Genomic DNA, 19,561 nt, shown 5'->3' on the forward strand with positions numbered 1-19,561 from the left:
GTCTCAGTTCATCGATGTGGGGGAGCCACCATCGCAAGATGGTGAGCCATGTCAACCGTGGGGACGGTGGGCATGAAGAATGGCAGGATGCCGTTCCGCCGGAATCGGTGGCGTATCCAGGTTGAGCGAGCAACTCGCCTTCATATGGAGCCATCCGGTAACGGATCAGCCGCAGGGCGGACAGGAGTCCTCCCGCGGCTTTTTTTATGGGCGCTTTCTTTAATAAGGTGGGCGCTTTTTTTATGGGCGATGCTCAGGGATACCCCCCTCAGCCTGCCCCGCCCACGAAAAAGGCCGGCAGTGTGAACGCCACCGGCCCTCCAAGCTCTAACTTGTTATGCCCTAAGCGAGCCTTACTTGGTCCGATGCTTCGGACGCACGTACAGCACCAGGCTGTGATCCTCGATGACGTAACCGTGGCGTGCCGCAATTTCGTGCTGCAGCCGCTCGATCTCCTCGCTCACGAACTCAATCACTTTTCCGCTGTCCACATCGATCATGTGGTCATGGTGCTTGCCGCGATCCAGTTCGTAGACCGCCTGGCCACCTTCGAAGTTGTGCTTGACGACGATACCGGCTGCCTCGAACTGGGTCAGTACCCGGTACACCGTGGCCAGGCCGATGTCTTCCTGGTGGGACAGCAGGCGCTTGTAGATATCTTCGGCGGTGAGGTGGTGAGCCTCCTCGTCTTCGAAGATCTGCAGGATGCGCATGCGGGGGTGCGTCACCTTGAGTCCGGCTTTGCGAAGTTCTTTAGTTTCCTGTTCCATAGCAAACTCCACGCACACGGCGCCACGAGGCCGTTAGTGTATCATCCGACACCTTTACGATCCGGACGCAACACGCATGCAAAAGCTGATTCGCACGCTGGGTTTTGCCATGCTGGCCCTTTCTCTGGCCAGCTGCCGTCTTATCTATACCCCAGACGTGTACCAGGGCAACCTGCTCGACAAGAAAACCGTGGATCAGCTGCAACCCGGCATGACCAAGCGTCAGGTAGTGGTGTTGATGGGCTCCCCGTCGGTGAACTCACCGTTTAGCCAGAACCAGTGGAACTACGTGTCCACCCAGCAGCACCGCGGCGGCCCGGTCAAGATCCGCACGTTGACCTTGACCTTCAACAACGACGCCCTGGTCCGCACCGATGGCGACTTCTTTGCCGAAGACGCGCAGAAGCTGGTGAACGACACCAAGAAGTACCACGCCAGTTACCCGGTCGATGAAACCTCCGGTGACAAGAGCACGGGTGGTGGCTCGGACAAGGGTGGCTCGGACAAGAAGGACGGTGGCGGCAAGTGATGTCGCCATGCCGGTGCCGCATCAGCCCTAGCGGGCTCGGCGCCGGCGTGCCTCCTTCGGATCGAGCGTGAGCGGCCGGTAGATCTCCACCCGGTCGCCCTCGCCTAGCACCTGATCCGGCGCCGCCTTGCGGGAAAAAATGCCCAGGCGTTCCTGATCGATCACCAGGCCGGCAACGGCCTGGGCGATGCCTGAAGCCTGGATCGCCTGCATTACCGTGCTGCCCACCGGCAAGGTCACGCGACGCACGAGCTGGCGTTCCGGCCCCGCATAGACCACGTTGACAGTGATCTGCTCAGCCATAGGTGCGCTCGGCCTCGCGGCAAAAGTCGTCCACCATGCGACCGGCAAGTCCCTGGAAGCCCAGTTTCAGCGCTGTGCCACCCAGGCGACCGGCATAGTCGAAGTCGAGCGCAAAGGACACCTTACAGCCCGCGTCGCCCAGCGCGATGAACTCCCACAAGCCGTCAAGGCTGCGGAAAGGACCATCGACCAGGCTCATATGCAGTCGCTGCGGAGGCACCGTGGTATTGCGCGTGGTAAAGCTCTGCCGAAAGCCGGCGTACTTGAGATCCAGCCGCGCCACCAGCACATCTTCCCCACGCTCGAGAATCTCGGCGGCGACACACCAGGGGAAACGCTTTGGGTATGCTTCGACTTCGTTTACCAGGTTAAACATCTGGGCCGGCGAATATCGCACCAGGGCGCTGCGGCGGATCTCGATCACATCAGCCTCTTTCGGAATCATCTGGATCCAGGCCAATTCGGCCGGATCATCATCAGGGCAAGCAGCCCGAAGTTTAGCGGACATGGCCAAGGCTAAGGACAAAGACAAGAAGGCTGGCGGCACCATCGCGCTCAATAAGCGCGCCCGCCACGAGTACCACATCGACCAGCGCTTCGAAGCCGGCCTTGAGCTGCAGGGCTGGGAAGTGAAGTCGCTGCGTGCCGGTCGCATCAATTTCGGCGACAGCTACGCCATCGTGCTCAGGAGCGAAATTTTCCTGATCGGCACCTCCATTCCGCCGCTGATCAGCGCCTCCACCCACGTCGTGGCGAACGACCGCCGCACCCGCAAACTGCTGCTGCATCGCGCGGAGATCGACACGCTCATCGGCGCCGTCGAGCGCAAGGGCTACACGCTCATCCCCATGGCCTTGTACTGGAAGGGCAACAAGGTGAAGGTGGAAATCGGCCTCGCCAAGGGCAAGCAGGACCACGACAAGCGCGACGCCGAGAAGGAACGCGACTGGCAGCGCGAGAAACAGCGCACCATGCGTGCGCACAATCGCGCCTGAGGCAGCGCTCGTCGATCAGGCGAGCGACATGCTCATGGCGTCCTCCGACACTCGGAAGCCGAAGCGCTCGTAAAGCCCGCGTGCGCTGGGTTCGCTATGCAGGCTCAGCACATCCACGCCCTGCTCCCGTGCCGCTGCACCAACTGCCGACAACAGCGCAACGGCGATACCCGCCTTGCGGTTCGCCGGTTTCACATACACGTTGTGCAGATGCCATCCGATACCGTTCGGATAATTCGCGGAAGGCATGCGTGCATACGTATTGATTGCCGCGCAGCCCGCCACACGACCGTCCAGTTCGGCCAGCCAGAGTTGCAGCCGACCATCGGACAGCGCTTCATCGATCCAGCTGCGCAAACGGTCGGCGAAGCCGTCTTCAAGGCGTTGGCCAATCTCTTCGAGAAAGGCGCAGCGTAGATCGGTCATCAATCCAGCGTCAGCCAGGCCTGCCATACGTATCCGCACCATGGTCCCTTCCCTTCGGTAGCCATGCTGCCAACCATAGATGCTGAGGCCCTGCGGTGCGCGGCCTTGATGTATCCGCACGAACCTCCATATACTGCCTGACCAGCAATACGATCTTCCCCGGGGGTGTCCTGGCTTCGACGGGGGTAGTGAGATGGCTTGGTGCATGCCGAGGGGGTAGCTTTCCTCGTTAATCCAGCTGCAAACTCATAGTTGCCAACGACGACAACTACGCTCCCACCGCTCTCGCCGCCTAATAAGCTGCGATAACGGCATGGTCGCTTAAGACCGAGCCCCAAACCTACTTGTGTCTGTGCTCGTAGCAATTTGGGTCACTATCACGGAATCGCCCGAAACTGCCGCCTGTCGGTTAGGGTTAAATCAAGCAGGCTGGCCCTTCGATGCGCTTCGCACATCGTGCTGTCGCGGGGCGAGATCTAACGGTGAGCTAAGCATGTAGTACCGGGCGTCAAACGCCTTCGGACGCGGGTTCGACTCCCGCCACCTCCACCAATAGCAAAGCGCCCGGCAAGTGATTGCCGGGCGTTTTTGTTTGGCACTTGTGGCTGACCAGACGGCATACGAAGGTGTAGGGGGCGAAGCATCGAACTGATCGGAAACAAGTCAACCTGACTCCGCTCCTCCATCTAAGGTTGATCTGATCCTTCAGAACGACGACAACTCCAGAAGAGCCTCCGCGGCAAACGTTGAATTAGTTGACGGTTACTTGGCCGAATCCTACGATCACGCCACGCTCTCGCGAATTCTTCCCTGATAGCAGGGGCTTACGACCATGATCAATATCTTTGGCGCCAAGAAAGGCGTTAAAACACCCATCTCAAAGTTCATCCGCGAAGCTTCGTCCCAGGAGAAGACCAGGGTCTATCGCAAGGTGATGGAGTCGACTTCGGCTAGCCAGCGCGAGGTCATTCGTAAGGCCGCCCTTGCTACAAAGCTTAGTCACTGCGCCTGATTGGCTGCGGCGGCCCGATAGAAAAGCTCCGCCGAAAGCGGGGCTTTTCTTTACTGGACGACCAGCCCGCTGGTCGGCAAGCGCTAAATCAAGCAGACCGGTCCTTCGACGCGCTTTGCACACTGTGCTGTCGCAGAACGAGATCCAACGGTGACCGGACTCCACGCTTTGGCAGTTGGCCTGCATATCGCGAAAGGCTTCACTGTTGGCAAGAAGGCGTACCAGTGCGTGGATGTCGGTGCACGGCGCGTGCCCTGGCACCACGGCTTTCGGCAAGCATCCGGGGATGCGGCCTAGTGGATTGAGGTGCTTGTCGCCGATGGACTCGAAATGGCGTTCGCTCCACTTATGATCGGTTTTAGCCATGATCAAGACCTCAGTCATTGGTGGTGGTCAGTGAGCCGCATGCGTCGCCGCTCAAGCAGCCCGCGCTGGTTCTTTTCTCTGCGCGACGCGCGCTCCTTCAAGCAGAAGCATCTGCGTAAGGCACAGCGGATCTACGGATAAGCGCTTGCGGCGATCCGTGTAAGGCAAAACCCTGTCGCGGGGTAAGTCGTCACCAAGGTGCGGTGCATCGCCAAACCGGTCGATGCACCGCGGGGACGATCACAAGGACGCGCTTACCCGTTCATCGCTCGCTCGTCGCTAAGCTGCTTGGCGTACTGCTCCAGGCACTGGATCGCCACGGCCACTCCGTCCTTGAAAAGCGTTGGGAGTGGCCATGTCAGGGGCTCGGCGCCGGGGTGCTTTGCCTTCGCCTTTCGATACTGCTCGTCCTCAAACCACAGTCGCGAAAGCGCGTAGTGCGCTTGTGCAACGTCGTCGAAGGTCGTGCCGCGTGGCGAGGGTGCCTGTGGACGATGAGCCGGTAGACCGGCGGCGGGCGAGTCGGTGAACGAGTCACCCAAGGAGAGCAAAGACAGGCGTGCGGGTGCCGTATGATCGTGGACAGCCATGATCAACCCTAGTCAGTTGGTGATGGTTAGCGGGTCGTGGGTGTTTGTAGCACCTGCGGCCCGCGCCTCATGACATTGCTGCCATGGTCACTCGCGTTGCCCCATGGAATGAACGCGGCGAGTGACGGGCCGAAAATAGCAAACGCAAGGATCCCCGCCTGTCAGGGATTGCCGTTGCGACGTATCCCCTCGCGTGACATGGCTGTTGTGGTCCTTGGACTTCTGAGTTTCCTGATCGCCGGCTAATGCCGCCGTTTCCCCATAACTCAACCTGGTACCGTTTGCAGGAAGGCATCGACCCGAGGGGCGCCGATGTCATGATGATGCTGCTGCAAAGGGCCGATGGACTCGTGAGAAGAGGCCCCCGCTCTCAATGCCATGCGCATCGCCGACATGGCGCTCGCTGACCCATCGGATCTGGCAGTGGACCACATAGTTCGCTTGGCATATGCATGCGGCCCTCGATACCCGGACGATGATTGCGGGCACCGAAATCACCATGAGGCCCTCCCCTCATCCTTTCGGAAAAACTGATGACCCTACTCGACGCGCTGCTACAGACGAGACGACCTGGAAAAATCCTCTGTTGCCGAGCATTGCTCGTGCTCGTCTGGTTGGCGACGGTGTCCATTGGCCTGACGGTAAGTGTCACCGCCGCCGCTGCCGCTCTCCCTAGAACAGATTGGGTGGGCACCTGGGCCGCTGCCCCGCAACCGCCGATGCCCGGCACCATCGATCGCTACCGCGACCAGAGCCTGCGCTTGATCGTGCATGTCAGCGCGGGCGGCTCACAGGTGCGCATTCACATATCGAACCGTTACGGTAACTCGCCGTTGACGGTAGGCGCTGCGCATATCGCTCGCCGCACCACCGGAGCAGATAGCGATCCGGTGAGTGACCGCGCCCTGACATTCGGTGGACGAACATCCGTCACCGTGCCGGCGCATGCAACGGTGCTGAGTGACCCTGCCTCGCTGGAGGTTCCTGCGCTATCGGACTTGGCTGTTAGTCTCTATTTCCCGACGGCCGCCGAAACCACGACCGTTCATATCCTCGCCCAGCAGACCAGCTATGTCTCGCGCCCAGGCGATGTGACTGCGGCAGCACACTTTCCGGTGGCACAGCGCATCGATAGCTGGCCGTTCCTCGCCGGAGTGGACATCGTGGCTACGCCCACTGTATTCGCCGTGGTCCCTTTCGGTGATTCCACCGTGGACGGCGACGGCTCCACGCCCGACGCCAACCGACGCTGGCCGGATGCCTTGGCCGCGCGTTTGCAGCAAGCCGGTCGGAACGTGGCGGTGCTCAACGAAGGACTTATCGGCAACCGCCTGCTACATGACAGTCCACGTGGCAGCACTTTCGGCGCGGCCCTCGGCGAGTCAGGGCTCGCGCGCTTTCAGCGCGATGCGCTTGATCAGCCCGGGGCCAAGGTGGTTATCGTGCGCATCGGCGGCAACGATCTCGGGTTCCTGCACGCGCTGGCACCGTCGGGCGAAACTATTGACGCCAACGGCCTGATCGGAGGCTATCGGCGGCTTATCACGCTGGCCCACCAACATGGTTTGAGCATCATAGGCACCACCATTCCCCCATTCGAAAACGCCACCCTAAGAGGCTATTACACGCCAGCGAAGGAAGTCATGCGCCAGCAAGTCAACGCATGGATACGCACGGGAGGCGAATTTGACGCCACGCTTGATTTCGATCGAATTCTGCTCGACCCAAGCCAACCCGCACGACTGCTGCCCGCCTACGACAGCGGTGATCACCTGCACCCCAACGATGCAGGATATAGAGCCATTGCGGCAGCATTACCCCTGGCCACGCTCGACAAGCTAGCTTCAGCCGCGCCAACTCGCACCAAGCCGCCATAGGCAGTTCGATTACCCCAAATCACCCGAAGGCTCGCCGACCTCCAGGAGGCTCAGAACTGGCCCCGTTTTTTATATGGCGTACCAACAGGCTCAGCGGGCACTGACAAACGCATAAACGAACAACGCGCAGCCCACCAGTCCCAGCGCAATGGATGCCCACCAGGCAGCGCGCTTGCGCGTGAGTGCGGCCACCGCACCTAGTGCGATGCCGACTTGCAACAACGCCACCGATTCCGCAAAACGATGGTGTTGATGCATCAGATGATCGGCTTCGGCCGACTTCACGTCGCGCTCGTGCTCGAGATCGCGCGCCCGCTTATCTAGGTCGTGCTGTTCCTTGAGGTAGCGGGCTTCATCTTCCCCCAGGCTCACCGGGGGCGATTTGCCCGCTGCTGCCCAGGTCCCTTGTGCGTTGTGGGCAATCGCTGCCTTGATGCCTTTCGCTTGGTAATACGCCCATGCATCCGAAGCCTTCGCTTGTAAAACAGTCGCTTCGGTCTTGAGGATCAGGGCCTCGTTCGCCGTGCTGCCGGCCTGAAGGGAGGTAATGGCGGCAAACGCTGCGAACAATGCTGTGCTTAGCGCAATGGTGCGAAGCAGGCCACCGCTTTCACGTTCGACCTCGTCGGCAATGGCCTCACGAAGCTTGTCGGTATCGACTTCAATTTCTTCGGGCATGGTGCGTAAGTCCTCATCCTGTTCAATGAATTCATGGTCCGCGCGATCGTGGTTGGAGGCAAGGAAGGCCACTCAACCGGCATCGGGGATGTACCGTTGTTACGTCATGTACCCAAGGGTTCGCAGATCGGTAGCCCGGTAACCGGGTCAGCGCCCCTTTCGAGAATCTCTTACAGCGGTAATACCGGAGCCAGAAGTGGCTCAGACCCGCTTTCGGCTCGCGGCTGAGGGCCGCATCGCGCTCGACCGCCATGTCGATTTCCTGAAGGAACATGGCAACGCCTCGATCAAATGTCCTCTTCGGTGCCGTTCACGATCTTCCGCTGCATATGATCGAGATAGTCGTCCAACTCCTCCACGCTGGCGAAAACATCGCTGACGGGCACGGCCTTTACGATCTCGAAGACCTTTTTCACCTGAGGTTGCGGATTCACGAGCAAGGTGTGCCCGTTGCGCGCGCGCATCGCTTTGCGAATCTTGGCGATGCTTCGCAGCCCTGCACTGCTAATGTATTCGAGGAAGGAAAGGTCAACGACCACCGTTCCGCCTTCCGCCATCTGCTGGAGTATCGGGGCGACCCCTTCATCGAACTCACCGAAAGTCATGGCATCAAGTCGTCCACCCACGCGCAATGTGACGCGCTGGGGCGTCAAGCCATCGGTACTCAGATTGAACGTCATGGCCCTACTCCGTCCGATTGGGAGAGATGAAGCGAAGTTGCAGGTGGTTGCCCTGCTCGTCGTGGGTGTAGCTGAGATCGCTTGCCATGGCCCTTACCAAGTGGATACCGAGGCCACCGTCGATCTCGCGATCGGCGATGTCGCCAGTGAGCAAGGGTGAAGGCGATAACAGTGGATTGAACGGTTGGCCATCGTGATGCAGTTCGACCAGGATGGCGTCGCTGGCCAAGGTCATGCGCAGTTCAATGTGCCCAACGTTCGGCTCGGGGTGGCCGTGCTCGACCATGTTGACCATCAGCTCCTCGAGCACCAACCGCACGTCCTCGCGGGTGCCTGCTTCGATGCCAGCCGCATGCAGCTGGTGATCGCAACGATCGAGCGCCACGAACACCTCTTCCACGGTGGCGGCGACGGTTATGTCCAGCATGGCGGCACTTCCCCCCGGCCCAGCGTGATGCCAGCGTAGCGCAAGCACCGTGATGTCATCGGCCTGCCCATGCCCTGCCGCGAAGCTTTCGACATCGGCGACCAGATAGCGTGCAGCATCGTCATCTCCGTTTTCCGCATGCCGGGCCAGGCAAGCGAGCATCCTTTCCTGGCCGTACATGTTCAAGGCGCCATCGGTCGCTTCGGTGATGCCATCGGTGTACATGAGCAGGGTTTCCCCGGGCCGCAGGCGGACGCGGTACGTCGGGTAGGTGGCCTCCTCGTCCAACCCCAGTGCCGGCCCGGTCTCGAGTTCCAGCAGGCGCGGTGCATCATTGCGGCCCCATAGGACGGGTGGCTCATGGCCCGCGCTGGCCATGACCAAATTGCCGGTCACCGTGTCGAGCAACCCGCATAGCAGGCTGACGAACATGCAGCCATCGTTGTTGCGGCAGAGCTCCTGGTTAAGCAATTGCAGCAAGTGCTGAGGGGAATGAGCGCGCGGCGCCAGGGCCTTGGCCAGCGTGATCGCTCGCGCCATGAACAGCGCCGCGGGAATGCCCTTGTCGGAGACGTCGCCGACCATGATGTAGAAGCGCTGGTCATGCATCATGAAGTAGCTGTACAGGTCGCCACCGACGGTTCGCGCCGGTTGGAGAACGGCGTGCAGTTCGAAGTTGCGACAGAGCGCGTCCAGGTAGTGCGCACCCGGAAGCAGCGCCGTCTGGATCTGATAGGCAATCTCCAACTCGCTGGAGAGACGCTGTTGCTCTCGTGCCACCCGCGTCAACTCGGCGATATGCCCAGCCAACTCGCGGCGCATGCGATCGAAGGCATGCGTCAAGCGGCCAATCTCGTCACCCTGACGCACTGCGGGCAAGGCGAAGTCGAGTGCTCCGCGTGACACTTGCTCGGCGCGTTCGGTCAGCACACCCAACGGGTTCATGATGCGCCGTGTGATGGCGAACGTCAGTATCGTAAGTACCAGCAGCGCCAGCGAACCCATGCCGAGTGCACTGAAGAACGCATGCCGGGCACCCGCGTAGATCTGAACTTCCGGTACCGCGAGACCGAACTGCCAGTGCGTACCCCTGATGGGCGCGTGATAAATCCACACGGTCCCCGCGGCTCGCGCGGTCTGCGCGGCTGCTTGTCGTATAGGACGAGTGTCGCTGCTGCTCAGAGTCTCAAGCAGCCCGGCTTTCGCCTGCTGGCCGACCCATCTCGGGTCGTCATTTGCCAGGTAGGTCCCGTGTTCGTCGATGACGAAGGCCTCGGTCCCGGGTGGTATGTTCAGCGCCTCCAGTATGTCCTGGAGCCATTCGAGCGTGACGTCCGCATTGACGACACCCACGGCCTGCCCGCCCACCAGGATGGCCGACGAGTAGTTGACCAGCTTGCGATGCCTAGACTGGGAAAAGAACGGCTGCTGCCAGCATCCCTCGACACAGGTCAGCCCCGTGAGAAACCAGGGGCGGTCCCCGTAGGGGGCTGGATCCTGCAGCATATCGCGGCTGGCCAACGAGCCATCGTCCAGCCGACTGACGAAGGGCGATCCACCGGACGCCCGCGCGGCGTCCGATTGCGGAATATATGCTGCCGCCAAGCCCGCAAGGTCGGGATTGTGCTGCATGGCATCGTGAATCAAGGACTGTGCGTCATCCGGCCGTGGGCCAATGAGGGCGGCGAGCATCTGAGCCGCATGGGCGATCTTGTCCAGTCGCTGCTCGATACGGTCGCCGGCGTCGTTCGCCAGTGCCTGGGATTCCCGATGGGTTTGCTCAAGGATCTGATGGCCCACCCGTCGAAAGAGCAGGAATCCACCGGCGACGACCACGAGCATGGTGCCGGCCAAGACCCCTAAGGCCAGGCGTGAAGCAATGCTGCGCAAGGCCATACGACATCCCCCCTTTTAGGGGAATCTAGCGAGTCGACACAATCGCCCGCAAGAGAACCATGTCTCAGCCGCAGGACTGGAGTTGTTTTGCTGACGCTTCGGGGCCGAAAGTTCGTTCTTTGGGACTTCTCCTTCCACACGGAATTCACAAAAGAGAGCGAATATCCGTCGAGGTATTTTTCCTCGAGCGCCGGCGTGACCTACGGTAACCGGGTCAGCGCTCCTCACGAGAGCCCCTTACTGCGGTAATACTGGAGCCCGAAGTGACTCCGGCCCGCTTTCGCAATTTACGGGGTAACCCTCTATCAGTCGGACGTTAGCTGAGACACACGAATCACTCAAACAAGCAGCCCATCACTTGGAGATAGACATGAAGTTGAAGACCGTTGTCGTACTCGCGGTGGCTTCGCTCAGCCTGATCGCCGGTTTCGCGCTGGCCAAGCCCAAGCTGGCACCGAGCGTTTCGACGCCGGAGGCAGCCGACAAGATGATCGTGATCAAGGACACGACCAAGAGCGTCAACGTGTTTGAAAACGAAACGGTGCTGTTCAAAGTGGGCGACAAACAATTTGCCATCAAGTTTGACGGAAACAACGCCTTTTACGACCTGAGCACGCTAGCGCCTCCCGGCGTATTGAATCGGAAGGTGAAGGTCAATGTTGCCCCTACTCCAGCTCAACACTAGCGAGGCATTCCTTGATGTCGACTCCCGCTATTCAGCGTGAGGTTTGGTAACCGCGATTTCATCAACAAAAACGCCCGGCAATCGCTTGCTGGGCGTTTTGCTTTTGGGAGATGGCTGAAGCAACTATCCGGCGTGGTTGTGATGGCTTCTTGCCCAGCGCTCAGCCCACCACTCCATCGAACGCCATGCGCTGGCCAGCCGTACATCTAGTTGCCCAAATACCCATCCACGAGATCGCCAAGCTTGGTGGGCAAGCCACTCCTTAACGCTGCTCCCAATCCCTGAACATCGCAGGGCCTTCAGCCGCAGAGCGCCAAGCGCACGCTTGGCAGCCGCACCGACCCAGGCAAGGCATGGCGCAATTGGACCCGCACCGACATGGTTCGAGCCGGGCTTTTCCCCTGCGCACCACAAAGAAGTCGGCGATGTCGAAAAAGCCGTTCGTCGATGGATAGCGGAGCTGGCCTTCGGCCGTAGGAATGGGATTCGCGATCATCTGAAGACCCCCATGTAGGAGATGCAGCATACGCTGACGCCCGTTACTTATGCGGACTGGCAGCTCGTCGACCGTTGGCACGCCGATGTGAACCTGTGCCTAGCCTGGAGCGAGAAGCCTCGCGCCACTCCGTTGGTCTCCCAATGCCTTCAGCCTCGACCCGTTCCGCGCTGATGTCGTTTAGCCGTTTCAGGCGCACGCCAGTGATCTCCAGGGTGTTGAGAACCCAAGGATCGATGGGCCGGCATCCACATCAAAAGGTTCACACTGCGAACGCACTGCAGGAGTAGTGTCATGACACTGGGGCTCTGCGAGGTTCGGATCATGGCTAATATTTTCGGTACGACCTCGAATGGCTTCGCCTATGAAGGTGAGTACGAGCCCTCGGTCAACGGCAGCGTTCGCTGGATGGCGACGTTTCGCTTTCATGGGATCTACCGTGGCATGCGGCACGGAAGGGTCTTTGACGTGTCCAAACTCCCGACAGCGGACTTGCAGACAGCGGTGAAGGACGACATTGAGGGTGTGTGGGTTAACGTGCATTAGAGCTGGAGTTTTCATCGCGCAGCTCAATGACATCGCCGTCCCACACAGCATCGCCGCGCGCGCGACCGGCATAGGTCAAGAAATTCAACTTTTGCGCCGTGCCTTGGCCCGAAGTTTCGATTGCCTGGTCGATGAACTCTCTAAGACCTTGCACGAAAGCTCCCGGTGGCCAAAGAGGGACCAGGCCGCAATAAGCGCGCCTTAGTTCAAGTCACCCCAGTCTTCCCGACATCCATCGGAATCACCGTCCCCCACATAGCTCGCCAACGGCTTGGCCTGCATGGAGGCGTGCATGGCATCGGCGTGCAGCTCGGCCACAGGCGTGCGTTTCGCTGCGCCGGCGCAATTGACCAGCACGCCAATGGGGCCGAATTCGTTCTCGATGTATTCGACGATCATTTGCGCAGTCACGCTGTCGCTCGGTCGGCCGCGGCCACGTCCATATGCGTTGCTTTCTTGCCGTTACCGAAGAACTCCATTTCGCCCGCGCCGCCGAGCGGTTGCACATCGAGCAGCCATCGCTGTCGCGGGTCGTCAGAAATTGGCGAAACGCATACAAGGACGGGCTCTGGCGGCGTGCCGGTGTCCTTGGACACAAGGTAATGCTCTCCAGCGCTTGCCACGCCATGCTGAATAACCACACAGGCTTCGGCCTGTTGCAGTCGGCGGTAGATCAACCCTTCTGCGCTTCCGGCACTTCCACCCGCAGCCCCGCCGCCTTCCATTCCGGAAACCCCGCACCCAACCGATGGGCCGACAGGCCGTGCGCGCGAAGCGCGATCACGACGTCTGTGGAGAGCACGCAGTACGGACCGCGACAGTAGGCCACGATATCAACATCTTTCGGCAGTTCTCCCAGACGCTTCTCCAGCTCTTCGGTCGGTATGTTGATGGCATTCGGCAAGTGTCCGAGCGCGAACTCTTCTGCGGGGCGCACGTCGAGCACAATGACGCTTCCCATGCGATCGAGCAGCTCTTCGACGGAGATTCCCTCCAGGCGCTCGCGTCGGTGGAGACTATCTGTGACGACACCTTGCATCTCGGCCTGCTGGTGCGCCGCGTAGTCCCGCAGAGATGCCAGCACATTGGCGATAGGGCCAGTGCCCAGCCTGTACAGCACGCGCTTGCCGTCGCGACGTGTCTGTACCAACCCCGCCCGCCGCAAATGCTGCAAATGCTGAGAAGCATTGGCGATGGACAAACCTGAGAGCTCTGCAAGCCGCTCGACCTGACGCTCGCCCTGGGAAATGTGCTCCAGCAGGACAAGCCGATGCGCGTGCGCCAGCGTCTTGGCGACATTGGCAAGCGCATCAAAGAGTGGGGATGGATGCGGGTCGATTCGGGTACTCATTGACGCCAGAATAGCATCAACCTAATATTCAATCAATTAATTGAATGTATATAACAAGGAACCTACCGTGTCACTCTCCCCTTTTGACGCCGGTCTGCCTTCATCGGCCAGCAAGACGCCTCCTTCTGCACCACGCACGGGCTTGGCGTTCACGGTACTGGCACTCGTCCAGGCCACGCTGATCTTCACAATCACGCTCATCAATGTCCCGCTGCCCAGGATTGCAAGCGAGTTCGCTTTGACGCGAGCGAATCTCCTGCTGGTGACGGCAGCCTACGGTCTGCCGTTCAGTGGCTTGCTTCTGTTCGGCGGCCGCCTGGCGGATCGCTACCGCGGCCGGCGGATGCTCGTGGTAGGGGCGATTCTGTTTGGCTTGGCCTCGTTGGCAGGCGCTTACGCGTCGAGTTTCGAATTGCTGGTCAGCATGCGCTTTCTGCAGGGTGTGGGCGGAGCACTGATCGCTCCGGCCGCGATGGCTGTGCTACGCGCGCTTTTTCCCGATCCGGCAGCTTTTGGCAAAGCGATGGCGACCTGGGGTGGTGTATCCGTACTGGGTTCGGTGATGGGCTTTGTCGTTTCTGGCGCACTGACCACTTGGCTATCGTGGCGCTGGATGTTCGCCGTTCCCGCGCTGATAGCGCTGACGACGCTGATGTGCGCGCGCCGCTTGTTTCCAATGGGGGAGGCCATGGCGCCTGGGTCACGGCCTGGACTCGATCCGTTCGGTGCCGTCTTCGCCACGCTGGGCATCTCTCTTAGCAGCTACGGCTTGATCGCTAGTGGCGACCATCCGTGGGGTTCCGCCATCGTACTCACCCCTCTAGTTTTGGGCATAACTTTGTTGGCCCTCTTTGCTCGCATCGAGAGAACAGTCTCCGATCCGCTGCTGCCACCTGGCTTCTTTCTGGAACGATGCCGCATCATCGGTCTGTCCGGGATGCTGCTGGCCGCGGCGGGCGCGGGCGGCCTTATCAACTTCGTGCTCTCGCTCTACCTGCAACAAGTGCGCGCGTGGTCGTCTTTGGCCACGGCGGCGGCATTCGTGCCATTCGCCATCGTTCTGATCGCGACGGGCCGCGCGGCAGGTCCGTTGGTTGAACGTTTTGGTCCGCCACGGGTAATCATCGGCGGCTTTCTGATCGCCGCTGCAGGTCTGGGGCTGCTCTCGGGCATCGACCGCTCGATGTCCTATGCCCTTGGCTTGCTGCCTGGACTCATTTTGTTGGCCGCTGGCGGTTCATTGCTGTTCTCGGGCTCGGCCGTGCTATCGACGACGAATGTCCCGCCGCACCAGGCCGGCTTGGCCGGAGGCGTGATGAACACGGCGATGGAATTGGGGCCGACCGTAGGTTTAGCAACCCTGATGTCGGTAGCGGCGTTGCCGGCGGATGTGGTCTCGGGCTATGGCTGGGCATTCGGCGCCGCCGCCACTGCCTATGTGGTTGCAGCGATCGTCGCCGCGGCGATGCTGATCGGACGTTCTTGCTCGCCAGCGCCGGGTGTATATCAGGTGACGCAAGCGCCGAGGGCTCGGCAATGATCGGCGGATTTGAATGGCTCGTTCGCGTTGCACTGATCGGCGCGGGCGCGACGGTGGTCATGGATTTGTGGGCGCTTTTCCTCAAACACAGCTTCGGCATTTCGTCGCTCGACTACGCCATGGTGGGAAGATGGATCGGCCACTTGCCACAAGGGCGCTTTGCGCACTCGAGCATTGCCAAAGCGGCACCGGTTCGCGGAGAAGCAGCGATTGGCCAGTTGGTGCATTACGTCACCGGCATCGTCTTTGTGGCGTTGCTGCTGGCTATCATTGGCCCCGAGTGGGCGCTCGCGCCTACCTTGGTTCCAGCCGTACTCTTTGGCGCCCTCAGCGTGGCGGCACCATTCTTCATCTTGCAGCCAGGGATGGGCGCAGGCATTGCCGGCTGGAAAACCCCCCGGCCCTTTACAACGCGCTGCCGAAGCTTGATGGCGCATACAATTTTTGGGGTTGGAATGTATGTCGCGGCGTGGCTTCTTGCCCGCCTCTTCACCTGGTGAACGGGTATGCAGCGGATGAGCGCTTCAGGCGGTCCATCGCCCGGTCTCTCGGTAAGAGGCAGCAGGCATGGAACTTCGCCATCTTCGCTGCTTCCTCGCCGTGACCGAAGAGCTCCACTTCGCCCGCACAGCAGAGCGGCGGAACATCGAGCAGCCGTCGATGCGAGGGCATGTGGGTTAAGGTCCATCAGGGCTGCAGCTCCGTGTCGTCGAAACCGGACCAAGTCGCTATGGCTCTCCTTGATTCAAATAACCCCTGTCTTACCGCCATCCATCGGAATCACCGCACCGGTGACGTAGCTGGCGAGTGGCGATGCAAGAAACACGGCGACACTGGCGACCTCTTCCGGCTCCGCCATGCGGCCCATGGGAATTTCAGCGAGCTGCTCGGCCAGCAATTCGTCGGTGGGGCGGCCGGTGGCACGTGAGGAGGCGTTGAGACCTTCCTGTACGCGGCCGGTGCGGGTAAGACCTGGGTTGATCACGTTGACGCGCACGCCTTGCGCGGCATACGCGGTGGCGTAGCCGACGGAAGCGAGCATGAGTGCAGCGTTGGCGGCGCCGCCGCCGATATGCACGGGATTGGCCTGGCGCCCACCCTGCCCGACCACGTTGACGATGCTGCCGCGTCCACGCGCCGCCATGCGGCGAATCACCGGATCGATGATATGCATGTAGGTGAAGTATTTCGCTTGCATGGATGCGTGCATGGCATCGGCATGCAGCTCGGCGACGGGCGTGCGCTTCGCTGCGCCGGCGCAATTGATCAATACCTCGATGGGACCGAACTCGTTCTCGATGTATTCGGTCACCATTTGGGCGGCAACGCTGTCGGTCAGATCGGCGGCGGCCACATCCATGCGCAGCCCTTCGCGTTCAAGATCGTGCTGGGCGGCATGCAGGTGGGCGAGGTCGCGTGAGATGCCCACCACTTCCGCACCTTCGCGCGCGAACGCCATCGCGCAAGCCAGGCCCATGCCCTTGCTGGCTCCGGTGATAACGACCACGCGTCCACTCAAACCAACATCCATGGATGACTTCCTTTCGCGGATGGGTGGCCATTGAATCACGGCCTTCACCAAAACGCCGTGAGGTGATACCTGTCACCCGCGATGCCTGATGGCCGCCCCTGCCCCGCCCTCCCCGGTCGGCGGAGCATGCTCCCCGGCTTCCGCTCGCCATGGTCCGCCCGGATCGCCTGTTCAGCCATATAGGCCATTAGTCATGTTGCGACTATCAACTTTTCCATTGACAACTTCGACTATGGTGTTATAGTTCACTACAACACCGGTCCACGAGGTCACTAAAGGAGTACAGCCATGAACGCGAACCTACTAGCACTGACCGCCGCTGCCCTGTTCACCACCGCAGGCCTGGCCGCCATCCACTCCAACGTCAAAGCAGCCCCTGTGAGCGAAATCAACGGCGTGCGGGTTATCACCCTGGCACCCGTCGATGTCCGCCCGACCGCTGACGACTTCCGCGCTGCGGCGCTGAGCGAGGCCGGCGTGGCCGCCATGACGATCTCTCCGCTGCTGAGCCCGGCCTCCCCGGCCAACGCAAGTGTGCTCGGGGCCCAGCTGGCCATGCCCTACTATTCGTTCGGCACCACGTTCGGCCGTATCAGCAAGGAATAAACGCATATGACCATCACCTGGAACGACAGCGTCCCGATCTACCGCCAATTGCGCGAGCGCGTAGTGGCCATGATCCTGGACGGCGCCTTGAACGAGGGCGACCCGCTGCCGTCAGTACGCCAGGTGGCAGCGGACTATCAAATCAATCCGCTGACCGTTTCGAAGGCGTACCAGGAACTGGTCGATGATCAACTGGTGGAAAAAAGGAGGGGGTTGGGCATGTTCGTTATTGATGGAGCCAGGGAAGCGCTGCTTAAGTCCGAACGTGAGCGCTTCCTTCGTGAGGAATGGCCCTCGCTCTTCGCCCGGCTGCAGCGCCTTGGGCTGGATCTGAAAACCCTGCTGCGGGAAGCGCCGGGCCATTCGCCGGCTAACGGGGAGAACCAGTCATGAACGCGGTTGTGACGGCCACTGGTCTGACCAAGCGATACAAGAACACCCTCGCCCTGGACGATGTGAGCTTTCGGATTGAGTCCGGCCGCATCGTCGGGCTGATCGGCCCCAACGGCGCAGGCAAGACGACGGCGCTGAAGGCGATCCTCGGCCTCACCGATTTCCGCGGCGAACTGAACGTACTGGGCTTTGATCCGCGCACCCAGCGCGACCGCCTGATGGAACAGGTGTGCTTCATCGCCGACGTCGCGGTGCTGCCGCGCTGGATCCGGGTGCGCGAGGCCGTCGATTTCGTTGCCAACGTGCATCCGCGCTTCAATCGGGCCAAGTGCGAGGCCTTCCTGGCACGCACCAAGCTCACGCCCGACCAGCGCGTGAAGCAGATGTCCAAGGGCATGATCGTGCAGCTGCACCTGGCCCTGGTCATGGCCATCGATGCGCGCCTGCTGGTGCTGGACGAACCGACACTGGGCCTGGACATCCTCTATCGCAAGCAGTTCTACCAGAGCCTGCTGGAGGATTACTTCGACGAGAACAAGACCATCATCGTGACCACGCACCAGGTCGAGGAGATCGAGCACATCCTCACCGACCTCATGTTCATCCGCGACGGCAAGCTGGTACTGGATACCGATATGGATGCCGTGGGCGAGCGGTTTGCCGAAGTCATGGTCAGCCCCGACAAGGCCGAAGCCGCGCGCCAGCTCAAACCGCTGGATGAGCGCCAGGTGTTCGGCAAGTGCATCTTCCTGTTCGATGGAGCCGACCGCGCCGTGCTGGAAGGCATGGGCGAGGTAAGGCGCCCCACAGTCAGCGACCTGTTTGTCGCCACCATGAAGGGGACCTACGCATGAAAACCTTCTACTGGCTCCTGAAGCGCGAATATTGGGAACATCGTGGCGGCCTGCTGTGGGCCCCGGTGATTACCGGCGCGGTCTTCCTGGTACTCAACCTGATGGCGATCATCACCGCCGAGGTGCTGGGCTCGCGTCATGGCTTCCAGGTCGGCGGCAATGATTTCCGCATGATGATCGAACACGCCGATGCCGGCGACCTGGCTCATCTCGGCTCGGCCGTGGACGTGGCGATGCTCTCGTCGATGAGCCTGATCGGCATCGTCATGGGCCTGGTGGTCTTGTTCTATTGCCTGGGCTCGCTGTTCGACGACCGTCGCGACCGCAGCGTGCTGTTCTGGAAATCGCTGCCGGTGTCCAACACCAGCACCGTGCTCTCAAAAGTGGTCAGCGCCGCGGTCATCGCACCCGTCATCGCCGTGTTCGTGAGCATCATCTGCGGCGTGATCCAGTTGGTTATCTACGCCGTCGTGTTGTCGCTGCATGGCGTGAACATCTGGCAGTTGCTGACACTGGCGCATCCCTTCCGGGTCATCGGCAGCTTGCTCAGCGCGGTTCCGCTGTACACCTTGTGGGCCCTGCCCGCCGTCGGCTGGCTGATGTTCTGCTCGGCCTGGTCACGCTCCAAGCCTTTCCTGTGGGCGTTGGCGGTGCCGGTGGTGGTCGGCTTGATGGTGAGCTGGTTCGGCATCATGGGACTGTTCAACCTGCCCACGGCCTGGTTCTGGACCCATGTGGTGCAGCGCGTCCTGCTCAGCGTGTTCCCCGGTTCGAGCATCGTGTTCAGCGACCACAACCTCAGCACCATGTCGGACATGGATTCCAGCGATCCGCTTAGCGTGCTATCCCCCGGTCACACTTACGGCCTGCTGGCCACACCGAATCTGTGGATTGGCGTAGCAGCAGGCGCCGCGCTCATCGCCGCCGCCGTGTGGTTCCGCCGGGTTCGTGACGACAGCTGATGTGTTTTGCCCCACCGGCACCTTCCGCAAGGATGCGGCCGTGCCGGT

Annotated in this window: 23 protein-coding genes, 1 other RNA gene and 2 pseudogenes; 15 read left to right on the forward strand and 11 right to left on the reverse strand. The window is 60.9% G+C overall.

All coding sequences use genetic code 11. The features are described 5' to 3' along the window. Positions 1-353: 353 nt before the first annotated feature. On the reverse strand, positions 354-770 hold the full coding sequence (fur, locus tag ACT01B_RS13565; RefSeq protein WP_266151316.1) for a ferric iron uptake transcriptional regulator: 417 nt from the start codon (positions 768-770) through the stop codon (positions 354-356). Positions 771-846: 76 nt separating this feature from the next. Between fur and ACT01B_RS13570 the strand changes: the two genes are divergently transcribed. Then, complete coding sequence (locus ACT01B_RS13570) at positions 847-1,299, forward strand: outer membrane protein assembly factor BamE (protein WP_445143780.1); 453 nt, start codon at positions 847-849, stop codon at positions 1,297-1,299. A 27-nt stretch (positions 1,300-1,326) separates the two neighbouring features. Here ACT01B_RS13570 and ACT01B_RS13575 read toward each other — a convergent pair whose 3' ends face one another. Both ACT01B_RS13575 and ACT01B_RS13580 read right to left on the reverse strand, forming a co-directional pair. Then, entirely contained in the window at positions 1,327-1,602 is a 276-nt protein-coding gene (locus ACT01B_RS13575) for an RnfH family protein (RefSeq protein WP_445143781.1), read from the reverse strand. Beyond that, positions 1,595-2,026, reverse strand: coding sequence for a type II toxin-antitoxin system RatA family toxin (locus ACT01B_RS13580; RefSeq protein ID WP_445147485.1), 432 nt, complete (start codon positions 2,024-2,026; stop codon positions 1,595-1,597). Before ACT01B_RS13580 ends, ACT01B_RS13575 begins: the two co-directional genes overlap by 8 nt. An 82-nt stretch (positions 2,027-2,108) precedes the next feature. Between ACT01B_RS13580 and smpB the strand changes: the two genes are divergently transcribed. Beyond that, positions 2,109-2,597: an SsrA-binding protein SmpB gene (gene smpB, locus ACT01B_RS13585; protein WP_445143782.1), complete on the forward strand. Its 489-nt coding sequence runs from the start codon at positions 2,109-2,111 to the stop codon at positions 2,595-2,597. Positions 2,598-2,612: 15 nt separating this feature from the next. Here the strand turns inward: smpB and ACT01B_RS13590 are convergent, their stop codons facing one another. Beyond that, a complete protein-coding gene (locus ACT01B_RS13590) occupies positions 2,613-3,065 on the reverse strand; it encodes a GNAT family N-acetyltransferase (RefSeq protein ID WP_445143783.1) in 453 nt (150 codons plus the stop codon). A gap of 119 nt (positions 3,066-3,184) precedes the next feature. Here ACT01B_RS13590 and ssrA point away from each other — a divergent pair. Continuing rightward, positions 3,185-3,575: a transfer-messenger RNA gene (gene ssrA / locus ACT01B_RS13595) on the forward strand. 280 nt (positions 3,576-3,855) lie between these two features. After that, positions 3,856-4,035, forward strand: a complete 180-nt coding sequence (locus ACT01B_RS13600) for a hypothetical protein (RefSeq protein WP_445143784.1) — start codon at positions 3,856-3,858, stop codon at positions 4,033-4,035. Positions 4,036-4,655: 620 nt separating this feature from the next. On the opposite strand, the gene ACT01B_RS13605 is transcribed toward ACT01B_RS13600, so the two are convergent. Further along, a complete protein-coding gene (locus ACT01B_RS13605; RefSeq protein ID WP_445143785.1) occupies positions 4,656-4,991 on the reverse strand; it encodes a hypothetical protein in 336 nt (111 codons plus the stop codon). 602 nt (positions 4,992-5,593) lie between these two features. Between ACT01B_RS13605 and ACT01B_RS13610 the strand changes: the two genes are divergently transcribed. Further along, positions 5,594-6,868: an SGNH/GDSL hydrolase family protein gene (locus ACT01B_RS13610; protein ID WP_445143786.1), complete on the forward strand. Its 1,275-nt coding sequence runs from the start codon at positions 5,594-5,596 to the stop codon at positions 6,866-6,868. Positions 6,869-6,958: 90 nt separating this feature from the next. Here ACT01B_RS13610 and ACT01B_RS13615 read toward each other — a convergent pair whose 3' ends face one another. From ACT01B_RS13615 to ACT01B_RS13625, 3 genes are all read right to left on the reverse strand, one after another. Further along, complete coding sequence (locus ACT01B_RS13615; RefSeq protein WP_445143787.1) at positions 6,959-7,546, reverse strand: DUF4337 domain-containing protein; 588 nt, start codon at positions 7,544-7,546, stop codon at positions 6,959-6,961. A gap of 287 nt (positions 7,547-7,833) precedes the next feature. Then, complete coding sequence (locus ACT01B_RS13620; protein ID WP_445143788.1) at positions 7,834-8,226, reverse strand: STAS domain-containing protein; 393 nt, start codon at positions 8,224-8,226, stop codon at positions 7,834-7,836. 4 nt (positions 8,227-8,230) lie between these two features. After that, positions 8,231-10,549 carry a SpoIIE family protein phosphatase gene (locus tag ACT01B_RS13625; protein WP_445143789.1) on the reverse strand — a complete coding sequence of 773 codons (2,319 nt, stop codon included), beginning with the start codon at positions 10,547-10,549 and terminating at the stop codon, positions 8,231-8,233. 370 nt (positions 10,550-10,919) lie between these two features. On the opposite strand from ACT01B_RS13625, the gene ACT01B_RS13630 reads away from it, so the two are divergent. Together ACT01B_RS13630 and ACT01B_RS13635 are read left to right on the forward strand one after the other, a co-directional pair. Next, entirely contained in the window at positions 10,920-11,234 is a 315-nt protein-coding gene (locus ACT01B_RS13630; protein ID WP_445143790.1) for a CzcE family metal-binding protein, read from the forward strand. A gap of 790 nt (positions 11,235-12,024) precedes the next feature. Then, complete coding sequence (locus tag ACT01B_RS13635; RefSeq protein ID WP_445143791.1) at positions 12,025-12,276, forward strand: TonB-dependent receptor; 252 nt, start codon at positions 12,025-12,027, stop codon at positions 12,274-12,276. A 201-nt stretch (positions 12,277-12,477) separates the two neighbouring features. Here the strand turns inward: ACT01B_RS13635 and ACT01B_RS13640 are convergent, their stop codons facing one another. After that, positions 12,478-12,687, reverse strand: coding sequence for a hypothetical protein (locus tag ACT01B_RS13640; RefSeq protein WP_445143792.1), 210 nt, complete (start codon positions 12,685-12,687; stop codon positions 12,478-12,480). A 32-nt stretch (positions 12,688-12,719) separates the two neighbouring features. On the opposite strand from ACT01B_RS13640, the pseudogene ACT01B_RS13645 reads away from it, so the two are divergent. Beyond that, positions 12,720-12,815: pseudogene (locus ACT01B_RS13645) on the forward strand (LysR family transcriptional regulator); the annotation flags it as partial. 134 nt (positions 12,816-12,949) lie between these two features. On the opposite strand, the gene ACT01B_RS13650 reads toward ACT01B_RS13645, so the two are convergent. Continuing rightward, complete coding sequence (locus ACT01B_RS13650) at positions 12,950-13,627, reverse strand: ArsR/SmtB family transcription factor (protein ID WP_445143793.1); 678 nt, start codon at positions 13,625-13,627, stop codon at positions 12,950-12,952. Positions 13,628-13,694: 67 nt separating this feature from the next. Here ACT01B_RS13650 and ACT01B_RS13655 point away from each other — a divergent pair, with 67 nt between their 5' ends. The 3 genes and pseudogenes from ACT01B_RS13655 to ACT01B_RS13665 all read left to right on the forward strand — a co-directional run. Beyond that, positions 13,695-15,167, forward strand: a complete 1,473-nt coding sequence (locus tag ACT01B_RS13655; RefSeq protein WP_445143794.1) for an MFS transporter — start codon at positions 13,695-13,697, stop codon at positions 15,165-15,167. Further along, positions 15,164-15,667, forward strand: a complete 504-nt coding sequence (locus tag ACT01B_RS13660; protein ID WP_445143795.1) for a DUF2938 domain-containing protein — start codon at positions 15,164-15,166, stop codon at positions 15,665-15,667. The genes ACT01B_RS13655 and ACT01B_RS13660 overlap by 4 nt, the downstream gene beginning before the upstream one ends. 67 nt (positions 15,668-15,734) lie before the next feature. Further along, a pseudogene (locus ACT01B_RS13665) lies at positions 15,735-15,821 on the forward strand (LysR family transcriptional regulator); the annotation flags it as partial. A 91-nt stretch (positions 15,822-15,912) separates the two neighbouring features. Here ACT01B_RS13665 and ACT01B_RS13670 read toward each other — a convergent pair. Further along, a complete protein-coding gene (locus tag ACT01B_RS13670) occupies positions 15,913-16,698 on the reverse strand; it encodes an SDR family NAD(P)-dependent oxidoreductase (protein ID WP_445143796.1) in 786 nt (261 codons plus the stop codon). 288 nt (positions 16,699-16,986) lie between these two features. Between ACT01B_RS13670 and ACT01B_RS13675 the strand changes: the two genes are divergently transcribed. Genes ACT01B_RS13675 through ACT01B_RS13690 form a run of 4 tightly spaced genes read left to right on the forward strand, consistent with a single transcriptional unit; the run spans position 16,987 to position 19,513 of the window. Continuing rightward, the gene (locus tag ACT01B_RS13675) at positions 16,987-17,304 is read left to right on the forward strand and encodes a hypothetical protein (RefSeq protein ID WP_445143797.1); all 318 of its coding nucleotides are present in this window, start codon (positions 16,987-16,989) and stop codon (positions 17,302-17,304) included. Positions 17,305-17,310: 6 nt separating this feature from the next. Further along, positions 17,311-17,697 (forward strand): GntR family transcriptional regulator, encoded by a 387-nt coding sequence (locus tag ACT01B_RS13680; protein ID WP_445143798.1) that lies wholly within the window; start codon positions 17,311-17,313, stop codon positions 17,695-17,697. Beyond that, positions 17,694-18,551 carry an ABC transporter ATP-binding protein gene (locus tag ACT01B_RS13685; protein ID WP_445143799.1) on the forward strand — a complete coding sequence of 286 codons (858 nt, stop codon included), beginning with the start codon at positions 17,694-17,696 and terminating at the stop codon, positions 18,549-18,551. The genes ACT01B_RS13680 and ACT01B_RS13685 overlap by 4 nt, the downstream gene beginning before the upstream one ends. Next, positions 18,548-19,513 (forward strand): hypothetical protein, encoded by a 966-nt coding sequence (locus tag ACT01B_RS13690; protein WP_445143800.1) that lies wholly within the window; start codon positions 18,548-18,550, stop codon positions 19,511-19,513. The genes ACT01B_RS13685 and ACT01B_RS13690 overlap by 4 nt, the downstream gene beginning before the upstream one ends. Positions 19,514-19,561 lie beyond the last annotated feature (48 nt).

The organism is Dyella sp. Tek66A03, assembly GCF_052567735.1.

What these genes read in the sequence shown, in the direction of transcription:
- ACT01B_RS13615 (WP_445143787.1), bottom strand. Translation starts at nt 7,546, where the DNA reads ATGCCCGAAGAAATTGAAGTCGATACCGACAAGCTTCGTGAGGCCATT.
- fur (WP_266151316.1), bottom strand. Translation starts at nt 770, where the DNA reads ATGGAACAGGAAACTAAAGAACTTCGCAAAGCCGGACTCAAGGTGACG.
- smpB (WP_445143782.1), top strand. Translation starts at nt 2,109, where the DNA reads ATGGCCAAGGCTAAGGACAAAGACAAGAAGGCTGGCGGCACCATCGCG.
- ACT01B_RS13670 (WP_445143796.1), bottom strand. Translation starts at nt 16,698, where the DNA reads ATGGATGTTGGTTTGAGTGGACGCGTGGTCGTTATCACCGGAGCCAGC.
- ACT01B_RS13590 (WP_445143783.1), bottom strand. Translation starts at nt 3,065, where the DNA reads ATGGTGCGGATACGTATGGCAGGCCTGGCTGACGCTGGATTGATGACC.
- ACT01B_RS13575 (WP_445143781.1), bottom strand. Translation starts at nt 1,602, where the DNA reads ATGGCTGAGCAGATCACTGTCAACGTGGTCTATGCGGGGCCGGAACGC.
- ACT01B_RS13630 (WP_445143790.1), top strand. Translation starts at nt 10,920, where the DNA reads ATGAAGTTGAAGACCGTTGTCGTACTCGCGGTGGCTTCGCTCAGCCTG.
- ACT01B_RS13600 (WP_445143784.1), top strand. Translation starts at nt 3,856, where the DNA reads ATGATCAATATCTTTGGCGCCAAGAAAGGCGTTAAAACACCCATCTCA.
- ACT01B_RS13690 (WP_445143800.1), top strand. Translation starts at nt 18,548, where the DNA reads ATGAAAACCTTCTACTGGCTCCTGAAGCGCGAATATTGGGAACATCGT.
- ACT01B_RS13605 (WP_445143785.1), bottom strand. Translation starts at nt 4,991, where the DNA reads ATGGCTGTCCACGATCATACGGCACCCGCACGCCTGTCTTTGCTCTCC.
- ACT01B_RS13680 (WP_445143798.1), top strand. Translation starts at nt 17,311, where the DNA reads ATGACCATCACCTGGAACGACAGCGTCCCGATCTACCGCCAATTGCGC.
- ACT01B_RS13685 (WP_445143799.1), top strand. Translation starts at nt 17,694, where the DNA reads ATGAACGCGGTTGTGACGGCCACTGGTCTGACCAAGCGATACAAGAAC.
- ACT01B_RS13570 (WP_445143780.1), top strand. Translation starts at nt 847, where the DNA reads ATGCAAAAGCTGATTCGCACGCTGGGTTTTGCCATGCTGGCCCTTTCT.
- ACT01B_RS13675 (WP_445143797.1), top strand. Translation starts at nt 16,987, where the DNA reads ATGAACGCGAACCTACTAGCACTGACCGCCGCTGCCCTGTTCACCACC.
- ACT01B_RS13650 (WP_445143793.1), bottom strand. Translation starts at nt 13,627, where the DNA reads ATGAGTACCCGAATCGACCCGCATCCATCCCCACTCTTTGATGCGCTT.
- ACT01B_RS13635 (WP_445143791.1), top strand. Translation starts at nt 12,025, where the DNA reads ATGACACTGGGGCTCTGCGAGGTTCGGATCATGGCTAATATTTTCGGT.
- ACT01B_RS13660 (WP_445143795.1), top strand. Translation starts at nt 15,164, where the DNA reads ATGATCGGCGGATTTGAATGGCTCGTTCGCGTTGCACTGATCGGCGCG.
- ACT01B_RS13620 (WP_445143788.1), bottom strand. Translation starts at nt 8,226, where the DNA reads ATGACGTTCAATCTGAGTACCGATGGCTTGACGCCCCAGCGCGTCACA.
- ACT01B_RS13625 (WP_445143789.1), bottom strand. Translation starts at nt 10,549, where the DNA reads ATGGCCTTGCGCAGCATTGCTTCACGCCTGGCCTTAGGGGTCTTGGCC.